21 protein-coding genes and 1 pseudogene are annotated in these 15,877 nt (G+C 38.0%); 8 read left to right on the forward strand and 14 right to left on the reverse strand.

Annotated features, from left to right (window positions below; all coding sequences use genetic code 11):
* Positions 1-126: 126 nt before the first annotated feature.
* The 5 genes from V7083_RS16240 to V7083_RS16260 all read left to right on the forward strand — a co-directional run bounded on the left by V7083_RS16240 (position 127) and on the right by V7083_RS16260 (position 3,895).
* Entirely contained in the window at positions 127-825 is a 699-nt protein-coding gene (locus V7083_RS16240) for a response regulator transcription factor (protein ID WP_335479744.1), read from the forward strand.
* Complete coding sequence (locus tag V7083_RS16245; RefSeq protein ID WP_335479699.1) at positions 826-1,755, forward strand: sensor histidine kinase; 930 nt, start codon at positions 826-828, stop codon at positions 1,753-1,755.
* Positions 1,756-1,856: 101 nt separating this feature from the next.
* Positions 1,857-2,780: an ATP-binding cassette domain-containing protein gene (locus tag V7083_RS16250; protein WP_335479701.1), complete on the forward strand. Its 924-nt coding sequence runs from the start codon at positions 1,857-1,859 to the stop codon at positions 2,778-2,780.
* A 13-nt stretch (positions 2,781-2,793) separates the two neighbouring features.
* A complete protein-coding gene (locus V7083_RS16255; RefSeq protein WP_335479703.1) occupies positions 2,794-3,489 on the forward strand; it encodes an ABC transporter permease in 696 nt (231 codons plus the stop codon).
* A gap of 259 nt (positions 3,490-3,748) precedes the next feature.
* Positions 3,749-3,895 (forward strand): hypothetical protein, encoded by a 147-nt coding sequence (locus V7083_RS16260; RefSeq protein ID WP_335479706.1) that lies wholly within the window; start codon positions 3,749-3,751, stop codon positions 3,893-3,895.
* A gap of 32 nt (positions 3,896-3,927) precedes the next feature.
* Here the strand turns inward: V7083_RS16260 and V7083_RS16265 are convergent, their stop codons facing one another.
* The 8 genes from V7083_RS16265 to V7083_RS16300 form a co-directional block, all read right to left on the reverse strand.
* Positions 3,928-4,314, reverse strand: a complete 387-nt coding sequence (locus V7083_RS16265; RefSeq protein WP_335479708.1) for a thiol-disulfide oxidoreductase DCC family protein — start codon at positions 4,312-4,314, stop codon at positions 3,928-3,930.
* Positions 4,315-4,341: 27 nt separating this feature from the next.
* The gene (locus V7083_RS16270) at positions 4,342-4,626 is read right to left on the reverse strand and encodes a DUF3784 domain-containing protein (RefSeq protein ID WP_335479711.1); all 285 of its coding nucleotides are present in this window, start codon (positions 4,624-4,626) and stop codon (positions 4,342-4,344) included.
* A gap of 72 nt (positions 4,627-4,698) precedes the next feature.
* Positions 4,699-5,304 (reverse strand): hypothetical protein, encoded by a 606-nt coding sequence (locus V7083_RS16275; protein WP_335479713.1) that lies wholly within the window; start codon positions 5,302-5,304, stop codon positions 4,699-4,701.
* Positions 5,297-5,632 carry a PadR family transcriptional regulator gene (locus V7083_RS16280; protein ID WP_435554512.1) on the reverse strand — a complete coding sequence of 112 codons (336 nt, stop codon included), beginning with the start codon at positions 5,630-5,632 and terminating at the stop codon, positions 5,297-5,299. The genes V7083_RS16275 and V7083_RS16280 overlap by 8 nt, the downstream gene beginning before the upstream one ends.
* A gap of 141 nt (positions 5,633-5,773) precedes the next feature.
* Positions 5,774-6,346: a sporulation delaying protein family toxin gene (locus tag V7083_RS16285; protein ID WP_335479718.1), complete on the reverse strand. Its 573-nt coding sequence runs from the start codon at positions 6,344-6,346 to the stop codon at positions 5,774-5,776.
* The gene (locus V7083_RS16290; RefSeq protein ID WP_335479720.1) at positions 6,343-7,272 is read right to left on the reverse strand and encodes a sporulation-delaying protein SdpB family protein; all 930 of its coding nucleotides are present in this window, start codon (positions 7,270-7,272) and stop codon (positions 6,343-6,345) included. Before V7083_RS16290 ends, V7083_RS16285 begins: the two co-directional genes overlap by 4 nt.
* A complete protein-coding gene (locus V7083_RS16295; protein ID WP_335479722.1) occupies positions 7,257-7,796 on the reverse strand; it encodes an SdpA family antimicrobial peptide system protein in 540 nt (179 codons plus the stop codon). The genes V7083_RS16290 and V7083_RS16295 overlap by 16 nt, the downstream gene beginning before the upstream one ends.
* Before the next feature lie 28 nt (positions 7,797-7,824).
* Positions 7,825-8,025, reverse strand: coding sequence for a hypothetical protein (locus V7083_RS16300; protein ID WP_335479724.1), 201 nt, complete (start codon positions 8,023-8,025; stop codon positions 7,825-7,827).
* A gap of 155 nt (positions 8,026-8,180) precedes the next feature.
* Here V7083_RS16300 and V7083_RS16305 point away from each other — a divergent pair, with 155 nt between their 5' ends.
* Positions 8,181-9,074 carry a helix-turn-helix domain-containing protein gene (locus tag V7083_RS16305; protein WP_335479726.1) on the forward strand — a complete coding sequence of 298 codons (894 nt, stop codon included), beginning with the start codon at positions 8,181-8,183 and terminating at the stop codon, positions 9,072-9,074.
* A 268-nt stretch (positions 9,075-9,342) separates the two neighbouring features.
* On the opposite strand, the pseudogene V7083_RS16310 reads toward V7083_RS16305, so the two are convergent.
* Positions 9,343-9,429, reverse strand: a pseudogene (locus V7083_RS16310) (methyl-accepting chemotaxis protein); the annotation flags it as partial.
* A 70-nt stretch (positions 9,430-9,499) separates the two neighbouring features.
* Positions 9,500-9,871 (reverse strand): winged helix-turn-helix transcriptional regulator, encoded by a 372-nt coding sequence (locus V7083_RS16315; protein ID WP_335479728.1) that lies wholly within the window; start codon positions 9,869-9,871, stop codon positions 9,500-9,502.
* 164 nt (positions 9,872-10,035) lie between these two features.
* Between V7083_RS16315 and V7083_RS16320 the strand changes: the two genes are divergently transcribed.
* Positions 10,036-11,250, forward strand: a complete 1,215-nt coding sequence (locus tag V7083_RS16320; protein ID WP_335479731.1) for an MFS transporter — start codon at positions 10,036-10,038, stop codon at positions 11,248-11,250.
* A 56-nt stretch (positions 11,251-11,306) separates the two neighbouring features.
* Entirely contained in the window at positions 11,307-12,149 is an 843-nt protein-coding gene (locus V7083_RS16325; RefSeq protein WP_335479733.1) for an aldo/keto reductase, read from the forward strand.
* A 46-nt stretch (positions 12,150-12,195) separates the two neighbouring features.
* On the opposite strand, the gene V7083_RS16330 is transcribed toward V7083_RS16325, so the two are convergent.
* Genes V7083_RS16330 through V7083_RS16345 form a run of 4 tightly spaced genes read right to left on the reverse strand, consistent with a single transcriptional unit; the run spans position 12,196 to position 15,756 of the window.
* Positions 12,196-13,227, reverse strand: coding sequence for a sensor histidine kinase (locus V7083_RS16330; protein ID WP_335479735.1), 1,032 nt, complete (start codon positions 13,225-13,227; stop codon positions 12,196-12,198).
* A complete protein-coding gene (locus V7083_RS16335; protein WP_335479737.1) occupies positions 13,224-13,898 on the reverse strand; it encodes a response regulator transcription factor in 675 nt (224 codons plus the stop codon). The genes V7083_RS16330 and V7083_RS16335 overlap by 4 nt, the downstream gene beginning before the upstream one ends.
* A gap of 33 nt (positions 13,899-13,931) precedes the next feature.
* Entirely contained in the window at positions 13,932-14,747 is an 816-nt protein-coding gene (locus V7083_RS16340) for an ABC transporter permease (protein WP_335479740.1), read from the reverse strand.
* A gap of 4 nt (positions 14,748-14,751) precedes the next feature.
* The gene (locus V7083_RS16345; protein ID WP_335479742.1) at positions 14,752-15,756 is read right to left on the reverse strand and encodes an ATP-binding cassette domain-containing protein; all 1,005 of its coding nucleotides are present in this window, start codon (positions 15,754-15,756) and stop codon (positions 14,752-14,754) included.
* Positions 15,757-15,877: the final 121 nt, after the last annotated feature.

Raw genomic sequence — 15,877 nt, forward strand, 5'->3', positions numbered from 1 at the left:
TTGATCGACTTCGGACACGTTCTTGCCATTTTGGTATAATTAGGTAAGCATTAAAGTTATGCGTAACATCACTTTTCTCTTTATATACAACAAAACTGAAATATTAATGGGGAGGCGATATTTTTGATGCAGAAAACTATTTTACTTGTTGAAGATGACCCGGCTATTAGTAATATGGTAAAAACATATTTAAATAACGAGGGCTTCACTGTTAAATGTGTATTTGATGGCGAAGAAGCAGAAATTGCCTTTAAGCATGCGAATTATGATTTGGTTTTGTTAGACTTAATGTTGCCGAAGTTGAATGGTATGGACTTTATTCAAATAGTGCGGACTACTAGTTACATACCCGTAATTATTATGTCAGCAAAAGATAGCGAAGTGGATAAAGCGTTAGGGCTTGGTTTAGGAGCAGATGATTATATTACTAAACCATTTTCAATGGTTGAACTAGCTGCAAGAGTGAAAGCAGCGATAAGAAGATCTACACAATACATAGGGACTCAAATCGAACGAAATACATCCATAATCAAAGTACATGAGATTGAATTGGATATGGAGAATTATCTTGTGACTAAGAACGGTATTGAGATCAACTTAACATCAAAGGAATGGAAGATTCTTTGTTTGTTTTTTGAACATCAAAAGAAAGTTTTTACAAAAGAACAGATTTATCGATCCGTATGGAGTGATGATTATTATGGGGATGAAAATATTATAAACGTACACATTAGCCGACTGAGAGAAAAGATCGAGGATACCCCATCGAAACCAACCTATATTAAAACAATATGGGGGATTGGCTACAAGCTGGGTGAATTTTAAATGATTACAATATTAAGCATGATCATACTGGCCCTTCTTATTTGTGTGATCTTTCAATACCAATCAAAAAAGGGAAGAAATAAGGAGCTTATCTATATAACTAACAAACTAGAACAGATAAAAGCCTCACAAGTAAGTGAGAGAATTCTCGTCGTAACAGATGATAAGCAACTCATTAATATGCTAGATATGTTAAATCAAGTAGTTGATGAGTATCAAGAAAATGTACGTCAGTATAAAAAATCGAAAACCTCGATGAAGCGGATGTTGGCGAATGTCTCCCATGATCTTAAAACGCCGCTTACCGTAATCGCAGGATATATTGAAATGCTGCAGCAACAACCTCAAATGAAGGAACAAGAAAGAGTGCGTATGCTCCAACAAGTACATAGTAAAACATTAGAACTTATTACGTTAATGAATACATTTTTTGACTTAGCCAAGTTAGAATCCGGTGATAAAGACATCCCGCTTGAAAAAATTAATTTAACGGAAATCTGTAAAAATAATATTTTATTGTTCTATGAATGGATCCAAATGAAAGGACTAGAAGTAGTTATTGAGATTCCTGAAAGGCCCGTATTTGCTCTCGGTAATGAGGAAGCACTAAACCGTGTTTTAAATAACCTGATTTCAAACGGTCTTCGCTATGGTGCTGATGGCAAGTTGATCGGTATAAAGTTGTTTTATGACGAGACAAGGGTCTTTGTCGAAGTTTTCGATAAAGGAAAAGGAATAAATGAAGCGGAGCAGGACCGTGTATTTGAACGTTTATTCACACTTGAAGAATCGAGAAATAAGGCCTTCCAAGGCAGTGGTCTGGGTTTAACCATAACCAAAAGACTGGTTGAAGAAATGCAAGGGGACATTTCAATACAATCGATACCGTTTGAAAAAACATCATTTACATTTTCATTAAAACGTTTATAGAGTAGCAGGCTATTTTCTTAAGACTTTTGTAAGAATTTAGACAGAAAAAAGCAAGGGTTGCTTGCTAGACTTTAACTAGGTCGAAAACAAGGAGGGGTATCATGGACTATGTAGTACAGACAAGAAATTTAACGAAAACTTTCCACGGACATGATGCTGTGTCAAATGTAACGATGAATATTAGAGAGGGTGAGATTTATGGATTTCTGGGGCCGAATGGTGCTGGTAAATCAACCATTATGAAGATGTTAACTAATATGATTAAGCCTTCACAAGGTGAGATCACCATCTTTGGAAAATCACTCAACCGTGATTCTTTCGATTACCTGAAGCGAATAGGCAGTATGATCGAATACCCCATTTTTTATGAGAAAATGACTGCTCTTGAAAACTTAGAACTGCATTGTGCCTATATGGGGTACCATAACAGGCAGGCAATTCGTGAGGCCTTGGAGCTGGTTGGTCTTGAAAATGTTGAAAATAAACTACCAAAGGATTTTTCACTTGGGATGAGACAGCGTCTTTGTGTCGCAAGAGCCATTATCACAAAGCCGGAATTCTTGATTCTGGATGAGCCCATTAACGGACTGGATCCAGCCGGGATTACGGCTATGAGAAAGTTATTTAAAATGCTTAATCAAGAATACGGCATGACACTATTAATTTCCAGCCATGTTATCGGTGAAATTGAGAAAATCGCAGACACCATCGGTATCATTAAAGGTGGCATTTTGATAGAAGAGGCGTCAATGGCAACGATAATGGCGAAAACAACAGAATATATTGAGTTAGTGACAAGTAATCAAAGGAAAGCGGTCGTTGTTCTGCATGATAAACTTGGTATAAATAACTTTAAGGTGATAGATGGCCAGGTCATTCGAATCTATGCTACAGATGTGCCTCAATCGACCATTTCTAAGACCTTGATAATGGAAGATATCAATATTGAGTATATGAATAAAAATCGGACAACGTTAGAAGAGTATTTCATTAAACAAGTTGAGTTAAATAAGTCCGTAGTGTAAGGGAGGGAACACTTTGTTAAATTTAATAAAACTTGAGCTTAAAAAGAATAAATTAGGGTGGTTTTTCAAAGGGATTATTCTTGCTAACTTAATTATTCTTGGCTTATTATGCATGATTCCTGCAATTGAAAAGAGTGAAGGAGATCAAACCTTGAACAGCTTTACTGAGTATTTTACCCTCAGTGGAGCGATGGTAAGGGGCACTGTGATTGTTTTTGCCGCTGTACTGATTTCAAAAATAATTATTGATGAATTTAAAAATCGAACACACCTTGTGCTGTTTTCCTATCCAGTTAACCGTAAAAAGATCCTGGCAGCAAAATTAATACTAATTTTTACTTTAACTTTATTTACAATGGTAATCTCTAATCTGTTCGTGATTCATGCTTTAATGGGTATGAACCAGATTTTACATTTAACGTCTGTCATGAGTTTTACGGTTACTGATTATTTTGCGGAAATAGTAAAACTGTTAATGTTTAATCTTGCTACCGCAGGAGCAGCACTTGTACCATTATATTTTGGTATGAGAAAGTACTCAACACCGGCAACGATTGTTTCCTCAATATTAATTGTTTTTGTAACCTCGTCATCAGGATCAGATATCTCATTAGCCAGCATCATTTATATTCCACTTGCATTGGCATTAATGGCTCTAGGAATAGTTTTTTTAGCTATTTGGAATATTGAACGCATTGATTTAAATTAAGTGTTGGTGAAGATTTTAAGTGTATATTTATCTCTCTTGTTTTAATATGGTGTAGAAAGCGACAATGGGGCTTTGGAGAACGGCTCCCCAGTATATGGTAAAGGGTATCAGTATATTGCGGCAAAATCGGGTGATTTTGCTATTTTTAAAGCTGTATTATAGAGAATTATTGATTTTTTCAACACGTTGATTGGAGCAGAAGGCACGAAGACTCTTTGAAAATGCTATCGCATTTCCTTCGTGCGCGGGCAGATTCAAGATGAAATTCAATGTCCTGCGGGAGCACGGAACAGGTGAGACCCCGCAGGCGCCAAAACGCCGAAGAGGCTCACCGGACCGCCCGCGGAAAGCAAAGTGCTTGGAACGTAAATCAAAGCCAAGTTTAACAGAGCCATTTTTAAAGTAATATCTTTTAGCGTAAATATTTGATTAGTTTTCTTATTTCAATTTACAGAATGAATCATCACACTTGCCGACTGGTACGATCGTACGGTGTTCGGAAATGTATCTGTAAACAATATGGCCAATTCCTAGCTTTGAAGAAATGATTAAAAATGGCCAAAGAACAAAAAACATGGGGATACGAGCCGATATTGAAATAAAAGCATCCAGGCCGGATACATATTTTCCGTTACGTTTAATAACGGCGTACATTTTCTTTTCTAAGTCCTCCAAGGGGACAGAGATTTCTTTTTCAATTCCTTTTTCGCGGATACCAATCATCTCTATTAGCCCGAACCAGTCTAACCGTTGGATTTTCTCTTTAATTGCAATACACAATGAGCACCAGTTATCGTAAAAGACTACCATTTTCAATGATTTCATGCATATCAACTCACTTTGCCCCAATAGTTACTCAACCATTTTTTCGTTTACATAAATAATGATTGTTAGTCCATAAGCGACACTTACGATCGGCAGGATTGTATCTTTATAAGGATAATCAAAGAACGCACTTATTAATAAAAGTATGCCTAGAGGAAAGAATAAGTATAAACCTGCAATTTTGGCTAATTTATTTTTGTCTCTAACTCTTTTTTCATTAAACCCCGTTAGAATCCATGTCTGTTTTTTCACCCCTACTAGAAAAGCGATGAAAAAAAACAAAAGACTTAGAATGATTAGATTGTAATCCATCTTAATACCTCCATTTAAAAATCTTTTGAAAATACCCATTCCCCTTCTTTTCTTTGTTGATAAATGGCTTTACTAGTGTACTAGCTTTTTATTCATATAAAAGTAGAACCCCGCACTAACTAGAATAACCATAGCCATAAAGAGAAGCTGTTTGTTAGGAAACGTAACATACTGTCCAACAAGAAATATCATCCCTAATACAAACAGGTAAATGCTGCCCAATTGTGCGATTTTTTCTTTATGCCTAACTCTTGCAGGCTTTTTTCTGATAACGGCAAACCCCCAGATTGCTTTCTTGAATAGGATTACATAGGAATAGATGAATAGCATCAATGCTAATAATAGTTCTTGATATTCCGGAAAAACGGTGATCCCTATGATGCCTACAACAACGGGGAATAGGAGTCCCAAATGATGCTTCACTTTTCTTCCAAAACTGATTTTATTAGAGGTTTCCATAAATTCTGTGGCCAATTCGTTCAGCGACAGAAATTCATCCTTTATTTTTTGTGCAATCTCATTGGTGGATAACCGTTTCTTTTTAAGATCTTCTGCATAGGAATTCAGATGGTCCCTAATTTCTTCGACTAAGTTTTTACGCTGAACCTGCTGAATTTGATACATCCGCTCTTCTAGTTCCTCAATATACTGTGAAATTATGTCTTCTAAATTATTCAAAAGCACCACCTCCTCCCAAAAGCTCAACTGCTTCATAAATTTCCTTTAACTTCATGATCCGTTCTTTTAAAAGTAAACTACCTTCTTTTGTGATGTAGTAGTACTTTCTTCGAGGTCCTTCTAACGAATCCTCCCAGTAAAACTCGATCCATCCTTTTTCGGTCATCCTTTTTAGAATTGGGTAAATGGCTCCTTCCGAAATTGAAAATAACGGTGATTGTTTTAATGCAGCCGAGATTTCATACCCATACCTGGACTGATTTTTAATTTGAGAGAGAATGGTTAACTCGAACATGCCTTTTCTTAACTGAATTGTCCAATTATCCATATTTTCACTGTCCATATCTTTAGTTTCAAATATTAACACTATATATCAGTGATACTTAGTCAGTAAAAAAATATGAAAGTTTGGGAGCCTTTTCGGATTAAAAGTGCGGAAGATGGGGAGTCTTCCGCACTATATTTGCTCTTAGTTTACTTCTTCAACTAGGGAGCGGATAGCCATTTCTCTGTTTGTATCATCTTTTTTTGCGATTGGGGTAATATCGATTGCAAAGAGGACAAGGACAATGCCCGCTGCTGCTGCTGCAACATAATAATAGTAGTAGTACCAAGATACGGATACAGAAGCTGCTGCTCCTACTACTCCATCATTTTTTGCCATTTGCTTTTCCATTTCGGCAACATCACTTTTGATGATATCTCCGGCATCTTTTAATAACTTGTCTACTTTAGCAGGATTTTTTGAATAAGTAGCCTTTTGAAGCTTCTTGAAAAAATTGGGATCTTCTTTTGAAATCTCTATCATCACTCTATTAGCAAATTCCTTGGATTCTTTTGTGTTGAGCTTTTCTACCATATCCTGAGAGAATACGTTATCCAGTTTCTTTCCTAGTTCGCCTTGTGCAAAGACGAAACCTTTAAAAATTTCTTCCCCTGAATATTGGTACTCTTTTGCGTGAACGGTAGTGCCTGCCCCGTTGGAGAAGATTACTCCAAAGACAATGGCAAATGAGAGTAGTGATATAATGATTTTCTTCAACTTACTGCCTCCTCTAATTTCTTTGTTTTTTTGGTTTTATTTTTAGCAAGTAATTTGCAAAAAACTGAGTCAATGGGTATCAGGTATAGAATCAATACTCCGGTCATAATCATGGAAAAACTAATAAGCCCCAACATAAGTGCAAAAATCTCATGCATGGATATGGCTATAATAAAGATGGTTCTCCAATATTTCTTAGGTGCGAAGAGTGAGCAGAAGATGACGATTTGAACAAGAAGAGTTCCCCAAGTGGGAATAACAACTAGTGGGCTTGCAATAATTGAGTGAGTGATATAGTCAAAAAATGAATTAAATCCAACTGTTTTTTCACGGGAGTAATAATAGACGGCTGTACCGTCAATCCATTCCTTATTCTTTAATTTTGCTATTGTGGAGTGAAAATAAATAATGGCTACTTGAAGACGAATAAAGAAAAAGGAGATATAGGCTATAATTTTCGAATAGATGCCAGGACTAAAGTGGTTTTCGCTGGCGTCCCAATGCCATTTTCTGTTATCAGTTAATGTAATTGGAATCAATAGAAACGCAATGACAGAAGCGGCCTGCTCGCCTCCATCAATTACCACCATCGAAGCTTGCATACTGTATGTTACATACCAGTGAAGAACACCTGTAAATCTTGGTCTCCAACCGCTAACTACCAAAATAAGAAGAAAGATAAAGATCCAACGGATTATGTTGAGGTAAAAATAATTGTTCTGGGCAAAGCAGAAAGCACTAAATCCAGTTTCACAGATTGGAAATTTGATAGATGCCGAGGATGGTTTGAAAAGTAACTCGGGCCTATTCAAGATTAATGTAACCATGCTTGAAAAAGCGATTATACTCCTGGCTAGCCCATATACATTTGTCCAAGGATTTTTGAGTTTCCAACAGAGGATTAACTTCTCTATTGTTTGGAACATTGGATATCCGCCTTTACGATTTGTTTTACTTCAGTCCCTGCCAAACTGTACTTGTAATAGCTCCAAGGAATGATTTCTTCATGTGTAAAGTAGTACTCTCCACATAGTAATGGACTGGGAGTTTTATTTTCAATGTTGATTTTTTTTGCTGATTTTTCACATGACTTAAGGTCATTTCCATCACATTTTACCCAGTCTTCCTTACTAATTTTTACGGACAATGCCCCCATTTCCACTCCTTGGGATCGGCCCTTTCGGTATAACCCCAATAAATTTTCAAATCTCATGGTTGGAAAAAGTACTTTCAAGCTCTTTTCGTTAGCTGTATGTATGCCCAATAACATGTCTCTTGGACTTTTACTGAAGAAACCCCATCCTTGGGGGAGCATAGATGCAAATACGATTTTTGAATCTTTGCTTAAGGGAATGGGAGTTGTTCCTAAACTTGCTACTACAGAGGAGGAAAAAATGAACCCCCAGATAGTTGAAAAAACGATAAATACGGATATAGCTTTTTTCCCCAAGTGATTCCCTCCCTTTTGGTTGAAAATATTAGCCTAAATAGGTGTCTAGTTGTAGATTCATCTCCAGGTGTAATTCCAGATTGGAATGTTGATTAGGCAGATCACTTAGCATCATGTCATCTTGTTTAGGTACATTAGCGGTTTTTATAGCTTTAGCTTGTAGTTGGTAACACATAGAAAAAACTAATAAAGTTAAGGCAAAAATAGATTTTACTAAATGTTTTTTCATAATAATCCCTCCTATTAATCTGATTATAAATGAATGTAAAAATCCATGTTTTCGGCAAAATTAGGAAAATACTGGTTTTTTTGCTCGTTTATACAGTATTTATGGTGGTTTTGATTTAAAATATAATTATATTAATATTTTGGGAGGGATCCTTTTTGAATATAGCTAAATTAATAGGAGAACAAATAAGATACTTGCGTCAACAAGCGGGTCTAACACAGGCCCAATTGGCCCAAGGTATTATTACTCAAGCACAAATTAGTAACATTGAAAAAGGACGGGTTTTGCCTTTAAGCACAACTCTTTTTGAAATAGCCAATAAACTAGGTGTTGATGTAAATTACTTTTATGAACAGGCCTATACCGTGCGTCATGATTATATAAGCGAAGTAAAATTTCAGATTCGTAAGTTTATTAGGGAAAGAAATTATGAAGAGGTTGAAAAGATGATTGTGGCAGAGGAGAAGAATCCTGCATTTAAGGTTCCTCATAATTGGCAATTTATGCTATGGCACCTTGGAATTGTAGAATATTACAATAAAGGTGACTTTAAAAAATCTATATCTACCCTTCAGAAGGCATTGGAACTAGAGGTTAATTCAAATATCGTAAATATCAAGCTACAAGAGATAGAAATCTTAAACAGTATTGCCATCATCAACAATGAAATCAAAAGGTTTACAGATTCAATAAATATTTATCAGAAGGCGTTTGCTAAACTGGATAAATTAATTGATGTCAGGGACCCTAGGGTTGAAATTAGGCTTTGTTATGGTTTAGCTAAAAGCTACTATAAAATAGGTGATTATAAACAATCAATCTTTTTGTGTAAGCGAGGGGTGAATCTCTGCATTAACAATGAACTGCTATACCTTTTAGGTGAGCTTTACTATCAAACTGCACAAAACTACGAGAATCAACATCATATTATAAAAGCAGCGAGTCTTTACACAAAGGCAAAATCCCTTTTTGAAATAGAGAATAAAGTCCTTTTTAAAAAAATTGTGGAAGAAAGATTAATTCAAATTAGTAAAGAGGTGAATAGTTGAAATGACATTTTCTAAATATATATATCTACTTAATTTTTGGTGGTGTAAAAATAACTACTAATCAAGATGGATTTTTATGGAGGAAATTAAATGTTAATATTTAGTTAACCTGGCATGGTGAAACTGAATGGAATAAGGAAAGTCGCTTACATGGATGGGGGATTCGCCACTGTCGGAGAAGGGAATCGCAAATGCCATTGCTTTAGGGAAAAGGCTGATACATACGGATTTTCAATCTAATTATTAAAGTCCAAGTGGTATATCCTTACAAACTGCTAACCTCATTGGCAACAACTGCAAATCCTTTTCCATGTTCACCATCACGTGCTGCTTCGATGGAAGCATTTAAAGCTAAAGTTGCCTCGACTCCGGACACATTCTGAGTCATTCATGCTTCCTCTGTCTGAAAACACCCTACTCTCTTTTTATTTCAAATGCTCATTCAAAACATTCTCTTCTAAAACTAAAAACTTATCTCCATAAACTTTGGTAATATGTCTTTCTCCCCAATTACAAAGCGAATCCAGGATATCCTTCAAGCTCCAACCATACTCACTTAGTTCATACTCTACCTTTGGGGGCACTTGATTATAGACGATTCGATTTATGATCCCGTCCTCCTCCAATTCGCGCAACTGCTGGGTTAACATTTTTTGAGTTATCTCCGGCATCAAACGCTTTAATTCACTTGTGCGCTTTTTACCATGCGTTAGATGACATAGAATCACGCATTTCCACTTACCTCCTATTACTTCCAATGTCGCCTCAACTGATATATTGTATTTCTTTTTTTTCATGAACCATTTCCTCCTAAACATTGATAGGCACAAAAAAGTAACTATCTTACCTATAAGTTCCTATATTACTTTAAAGTGCGTACTTCTCATTATTTATGATATATACCATAATAACATTTGCCGGCTAAAATAGAATCTTTATTGCAACATTGAGGAGGGATTACATGTCTATTGATAAAAAACGAAGCACATTCGCGTTATTGGCTCTTGCGACAAGTGCTTTTGCCATAGGAACTACAGAATTTATAAGTGTTGGGTTATTACCGCTCATTGCCGGGGATTTAAACGTACCGGTTACAACTGCTGGTCTGACGGTGTCCCTATACGCCCTAGGGGTGACATTTGGAGCACCTGTCCTAACATCCATCACTTCTAGCATGTCACGTAAAGCTTTATTACTTTGGATTATGATTATCTTTATTCTCGGCAATAGTTTGGCAGCCAGTGCCACAAGTATCGGAGTACTGCTTGCCGCTCGTATCATTTCTGCCTTATCACATGGAGTATTTATGTCGATTGGTTCCACGATCGCAGCTGATTTAGTACCTGAAAACCGCAGAGCCAGTGCCATATCTATCATGTTTTCCGGACTAACAGTTGCTACTGTAACAGGTGTGCCAATTGGAACCTTCATTGGACAGCATTTTGGCTGGAGAATGGCATTTATTCTTATCATCGCAGTTGGGATTATTGCCTTGATTGCGAATAGTATACTCATTCCATCCAACTTACGGGCAGGAACGCGTACATCTATCCATAATCAATTACAATTATTGAAAAATGGCCGACTATTACTTTTATTTATCATTACCGCCTTAGGGTATGGAGGGACATTTGTTGTCTTTACTTATTTATCCCCTATTCTGCAGGATATTACAGGATTTAAAGAAGGGACTGTAGCGGTGATTCTACTGTTATATGGGGTAGCCATTGCGATTGGGAACATAGCAGGTGGAAAACTATCCAATCAAAATCCTATAAAAGCTTTATTTTATATGTTCATTGTACAAGCCATTGTTCTTTTCATCCTTATGTTTACTGCTCCATTTAAAATAGCGGGGCTTATTACAGTGTTCTTTATGGGTCTCCTCGCCTTTATGAATGTCCCGGGATTACAAGTATATGTGGTTATGTTGGCAGAACGTTATGTTCCCTCTGCAGTAGATGTGGCTTCGGCGATTAATATTGCGGCATTTAACGCTGGCATTGCATTTGGGTCCTTCCTAGGAGGGGTTATCACAGATTCAATCGGACTCATTCACACGACTTGGATGGGGGCCTTGATGGTTTTAGCGGCTGTGTTTTTGGCCTTTTGGAGTTGGAATCTTGAAAAAAATGATCAAAAAGCTTTACGTTTCCAAAGTCAAAAGTGCTCTTAGATTTGTTATACATTACAAAATGAAGTTCTAATCAAACAATTAACGGAGGGTTATATATGATGAAAAATTTACAAAGTACTACAACACTTAGTAATGGAGTAAAAATGCCATGGCTTGGAATTGGAGTCTTTAAAGTAGAGGAAGGCCCTGAATTGGTGAATGCTGTTTCATTTGCCATTAAACACGGTTATCGCAGTATTGATACAGCTGCCATTTATGAAAATGAAGAAAGTGTGGGTCAAGCTATTCACACCGCCATCAAAGAAAGCGGTCTTACTAGAGAAGATTTATTTATCACCTCAAAAGTTTGGAATGCAGACCTAGGCTATAAATCTACCATCGCTGCCTATGAAACTAGTATTAAAAAACTTGGACTTGATTATTTGGATTTATATCTGATTCACTGGCCGGTTGAAGGCAAATACAAAGAGGCATGGCGTGCTCTGGAAACTCTTTATAAAGAGGGGAAAGTGAAGGCGATTGGGGTTAGCAATTTCCATATTCACCATCTAGAGGAATTAATGAAGGATTCGGAAATAAAGCCGATGGTCAATCAAGTGGAGTATCACCCAAGATTAGCACAAAGGGAACTGCGGGCTTTTTGTCAAGAACACGGAATTCAGCTGGAAGCCTGGTCACCACTCATGCAAGGGCAACTGTTGGATCACCCGGATTTACGAGATATAGCCACTAAATATAACAAATCAATTGCACAAGTTATAATCCGCTGGGATTTACAAAACGGAGTGGTTACCATTCCAAAATCTACGAAGGAACATCGGATTGTAGAAAACTCCGATGTATTTGATTTCGATCTAACAAGAGAAGACATGGACAAAATTGACCAGCTTAATCAAAATCATCGGGTAGGCCCAGATCCTGATAATTTTGATTTCTAATTAAATAAATTACCCCCTAAAACAACGTTTTAGGGGGACCCTATTTTTATATGGGTAAAGAAACAGTAAAAGTTGTTCCCTCGCCCTCTGCACTCTCAACGATAATTCCGCCTTCATGCATTTCAATCACCTTTTTCACAATAGACAGTCCTAGGCCACTTCCGCCTTTAGACCTTTGACGCGCCTGATCTGCTTTATAGAAGCGTTCAAAAATATGGACCAGGTCTTTGTTCGAAATACCCATTCCTGTATCGGATATTTTAATGATTGCTTGATCATTACTCTCTTTCAGTTGAACGCTAATTCTTCCTTTAGAGGGCGTAAATTTAATACTATTATGAATAAAATTGATCCAGACCTGACTCATTAAATCTTCATCAGCCATGATCACAACTTTTTCAAGCGATACATCCATTTCGATCTCTTTTTCTATCCAGTTGGGTTCACAGGCTAGGATAATTCTTCTGATTTGCTGGTCTAACCGATAGCTTTTTCGTTCAAAAGGGTGATGCTCAGATTCCAAAGAAGTTAGTTTTAATAAATTATCACTTAACTTTGATAACCGCTTGCTTTCAGTCTCTATAATGCTTAAATAGTGGTTTCTTTCTTCCATAGGCAATTCATTATTTTGAAGGGCTTTTGCAAACCCGGTAATGGAGGTTAGCGGGGACTGAATTTCATGGGATACATTTGAAATAAATTCCTGCCGCATTTCCTCCATTTGTTTTAACTCTCGAGCCATATGATTAAAATGATCAATGAGCTCAATAAATTCATTCCTTCCGTTTGTGCGGATATCCAAATAGACATTAAAATCCCCTTTGGCAATTTTCCTTAGCGCATCAATGATTTCAAAATAAAGTCGGCGTTGTTTATCCTTGGTGAAAAAATGGATGATAAACCCTAGTATCCCCAATATCAAAATACTGATAATGGTTGCTACCAGATAGCGAAGATAGTCAGACGATAGAAAGTGGAACAATCGAACAATGAAGTAACCGGACGTAAAGCTGGCCGCAATAAAAGTGAGGAAAAGCAAGAAGCCCAATACATGTCTTAAAAACTCCCTTGTCTTCATGATTTTTCCTCTAACCGATAGCCTAATCCCCTGACAGTTTGAATCCGGAAGGGAACTTCTGTCTCGGAAAATCGCTCACGGACTCTTTTAATATGGACATCCACGGTTCGCTCATCGCCTTCATAATCATAACCCCATATATCTTCAATCAAGCTTTCTCTGGAAAAAGTTTTGCCAGGGTAACTAGCCAGTTTAAATAGAAGTTCAAATTCCTTCAACGGAATTGTACACTTTTGATTTCTATAGAAAATTTCATGTGTTTTGCGATCTAGCTGAAAGTCTCCAATAATGATAGTTTGTGATACTGCAATTTTATATCGTTTTAATAAAGCTTTTACCCTTACCACTAATTCTAGCGGATCGAAGGGTTTCACCAGATAATCGTCTGCTCCTAGATTGAATCCCTTAATCTTCTGTGACGTTTCCCCTTTGGCTGTCAGCATGAGGATGGGAATATCCTGGAACTCCCGCAGCTCTCGACATAATTCCCATCCGTCCATATTTGGCATCATGATATCAATGATGGCCAGGTCAGCTTTCATTTTTTCCAATACTTTCAGAGCTTCTACTCCATCCGATGCTTCATATACTTCGAAACCCTCTTTCTTTAAAAAAAGCAAGACAAGTTCCCGGATATTTTCATCGTCATCAACCAATAATAGTTTTGTCATGAGGGTAACCTCCCTTGTCTTGTGGAAACTTATTTAGGCCTTTCTCATATAGGCACGTACCGTTAGGGGAGCAAAAATGGCTACAATCACGGCAGCACCGATAAGGGAAATTCCTAAATCCCAACCAAACGTTCCATGATTGACAAGTCCCCTTACAGCAGATACAAGATGTGAGATTGGATTTGCCTTTACAAACCATTGAAGCCAGTTTGGCATCGTATCAACCGGCACGTAGGCATTGGACAAAAATGTGAGGGGAAACAAGATAATCATAGATATCCCTTGTACGCTTGAAGCAGTTCGTGCAATCACACCAAAGAACGCAAAGATCCAACTGACTGCCCAGGAACACACGATAACGAGTACCGAGGCGATCGCGACATGCTCAAAGCCTCCATCAGGCCGAAAGCCCATAATATATCCCATCGTGAACGTTAATACTGTTGCAATTGTATACCGTATTGTGTCTGCCAGCAAGGCTCCCGCCAATGGAGCAATCCGAGCAATAGGCAGCGATTTGAAACGATCGAACACCCCTTTATCCATGTCCTCTCGAAGTTGAACGCCTGTGACAACAGAGGTTGTAATAACGGTCTGCACTAGAATTCCTGGAATGATCACCGGCAAATAGTTTTGTACATTGCCAGATATGGCACCGCCAAAGATATAGGTAAACATTAACGTGAAGATAATCGGCTGAAAGGTTACATCAAACAATTGCTCAGGTGTTCTGCGGATTTTCAGCAATCCCCTATAAGCCATCGTAAAAGAATGCCGTACCGTTTGCCCAAAGCTGGTATGATTTTTAAGTTGGCGATTTATTAATACATCCTTACTTTGATTCCCCATACAATTACCCCCTCATTTCATGTAGAATTTGATCAGACTTTTTCCCAGCATTACCTGTGATCGTCAAAAACACCTCATCAAGTGTTGGCTTCTGCACGCTCACTTCGGCAAGGTGGATTCCTGCTTCACGGAGAGTAATTAGTAAGTCCGTAACCTGATCAGCACTCGCCATAGGTGCTGTGATCTTCCCACCTTCAGCTGTAACATTTGATTGAACCTTGAGGACCTGCTCTACCATCTTACGGGCATCATGAAGATTTGACTGATCCTGTACCCGTAAATGTAATGCTGATCTCCCAATGGATGCCTTCAATTCATCTACAGTACCTTCCGCTACAACCATCCCGCCGTCGATTACCGCAACACGGTCCGCAAGCTCATCAGCCTCTTGAAGGTACTGAGTTGTGAGCAGTACGGTTGACCCCGCCTTAACCAATCGGCGGATGGTATCCCACATTTGATTGCGGGTCCTTGGATCCAGCCCAGTGGTTGGCTCATCTAGGAAAATGAGCGGTGGCTGTGAAATAAGACTTGCTGCAAGATCAAGCCGGCGGCGCATACCACCAGAAAAGTTTTTCAATGGTCTTTTCGCAGCTTCGGTTAAACTAAATTCCTCAAGAAGTTCCTCTGCCTTTTGTTTTGCCTCCTTACGGCTCAATCCCAACAATTGTGAAAAAATTACCAGGTTTTCAGTTGCACTTAGTGATTCATCAACCGATGCATATTGTCCTGTTACCCCCATCAATTGTCGAACGATATGTGCCTCTCTAACCACGTCGTGCCCAAAGATTTTTGCCGAACCGGCATCTGGCCGCAGCAATGTCGCCAGCATCTTAATAATCGTCGTTTTACCCGCCCCGTTTGGGCCAAGTATGCCATAAATCGCTCCATCGGGAACTTGAAGATTCACTCCATCAACCACTCGATTAGAGCCAAACGTTTTGACAAGCCCCTGGGCTTCAACGGCCCACTTACCATTTATAGAATCTGACTGAGGTTTAGATTTCATTTCAATTCCTCCTCTTACGTTGAATACAGATTGTATGGTAACAAGTTTTTATGAACTGAATATGAACTGATAAAAAAAGGAAGCCGTACTATACAATTGTCTTTTGTATAGTACGGCTTCC

Source organism: Bacillus sp. JJ1764, from assembly GCF_036962145.1.
GTDB lineage: Bacteria > Bacillota > Bacilli > Bacillales > Cytobacillaceae > Neobacillus.

What these genes read in the sequence shown, in the direction of transcription:
- V7083_RS16240 (WP_335479744.1), top strand. Translation starts at nt 127, where the DNA reads ATGCAGAAAACTATTTTACTTGTTGAAGATGACCCGGCTATTAGTAAT.
- V7083_RS16245 (WP_335479699.1), top strand. Translation starts at nt 826, where the DNA reads ATGATTACAATATTAAGCATGATCATACTGGCCCTTCTTATTTGTGTG.
- V7083_RS16250 (WP_335479701.1), top strand. Translation starts at nt 1,857, where the DNA reads ATGGACTATGTAGTACAGACAAGAAATTTAACGAAAACTTTCCACGGA.
- V7083_RS16260 (WP_335479706.1), top strand. Translation starts at nt 3,749, where the DNA reads ATGAAATTCAATGTCCTGCGGGAGCACGGAACAGGTGAGACCCCGCAG.
- V7083_RS16265 (WP_335479708.1), bottom strand. Translation starts at nt 4,314, where the DNA reads ATGAAATCATTGAAAATGGTAGTCTTTTACGATAACTGGTGCTCATTG.
- V7083_RS16270 (WP_335479711.1), bottom strand. Translation starts at nt 4,626, where the DNA reads ATGGATTACAATCTAATCATTCTAAGTCTTTTGTTTTTTTTCATCGCT.
- V7083_RS16280 (WP_435554512.1), bottom strand. Translation starts at nt 5,632, where the DNA reads ATGGATAATTGGACAATTCAGTTAAGAAAAGGCATGTTCGAGTTAACC.
- V7083_RS16290 (WP_335479720.1), bottom strand. Translation starts at nt 7,272, where the DNA reads ATGTTCCAAACAATAGAGAAGTTAATCCTCTGTTGGAAACTCAAAAAT.
- V7083_RS16300 (WP_335479724.1), bottom strand. Translation starts at nt 8,025, where the DNA reads ATGAAAAAACATTTAGTAAAATCTATTTTTGCCTTAACTTTATTAGTT.
- V7083_RS16315 (WP_335479728.1), bottom strand. Translation starts at nt 9,871, where the DNA reads ATGAAAAAAAAGAAATACAATATATCAGTTGAGGCGACATTGGAAGTA.
- V7083_RS16320 (WP_335479731.1), top strand. Translation starts at nt 10,036, where the DNA reads ATGTCTATTGATAAAAAACGAAGCACATTCGCGTTATTGGCTCTTGCG.
- V7083_RS16325 (WP_335479733.1), top strand. Translation starts at nt 11,307, where the DNA reads ATGATGAAAAATTTACAAAGTACTACAACACTTAGTAATGGAGTAAAA.
- V7083_RS16330 (WP_335479735.1), bottom strand. Translation starts at nt 13,227, where the DNA reads ATGAAGACAAGGGAGTTTTTAAGACATGTATTGGGCTTCTTGCTTTTC.
- V7083_RS16335 (WP_335479737.1), bottom strand. Translation starts at nt 13,898, where the DNA reads ATGACAAAACTATTATTGGTTGATGACGATGAAAATATCCGGGAACTT.
- V7083_RS16340 (WP_335479740.1), bottom strand. Translation starts at nt 14,747, where the DNA reads ATGGGGAATCAAAGTAAGGATGTATTAATAAATCGCCAACTTAAAAAT.
- V7083_RS16345 (WP_335479742.1), bottom strand. Translation starts at nt 15,756, where the DNA reads ATGAAATCTAAACCTCAGTCAGATTCTATAAATGGTAAGTGGGCCGTT.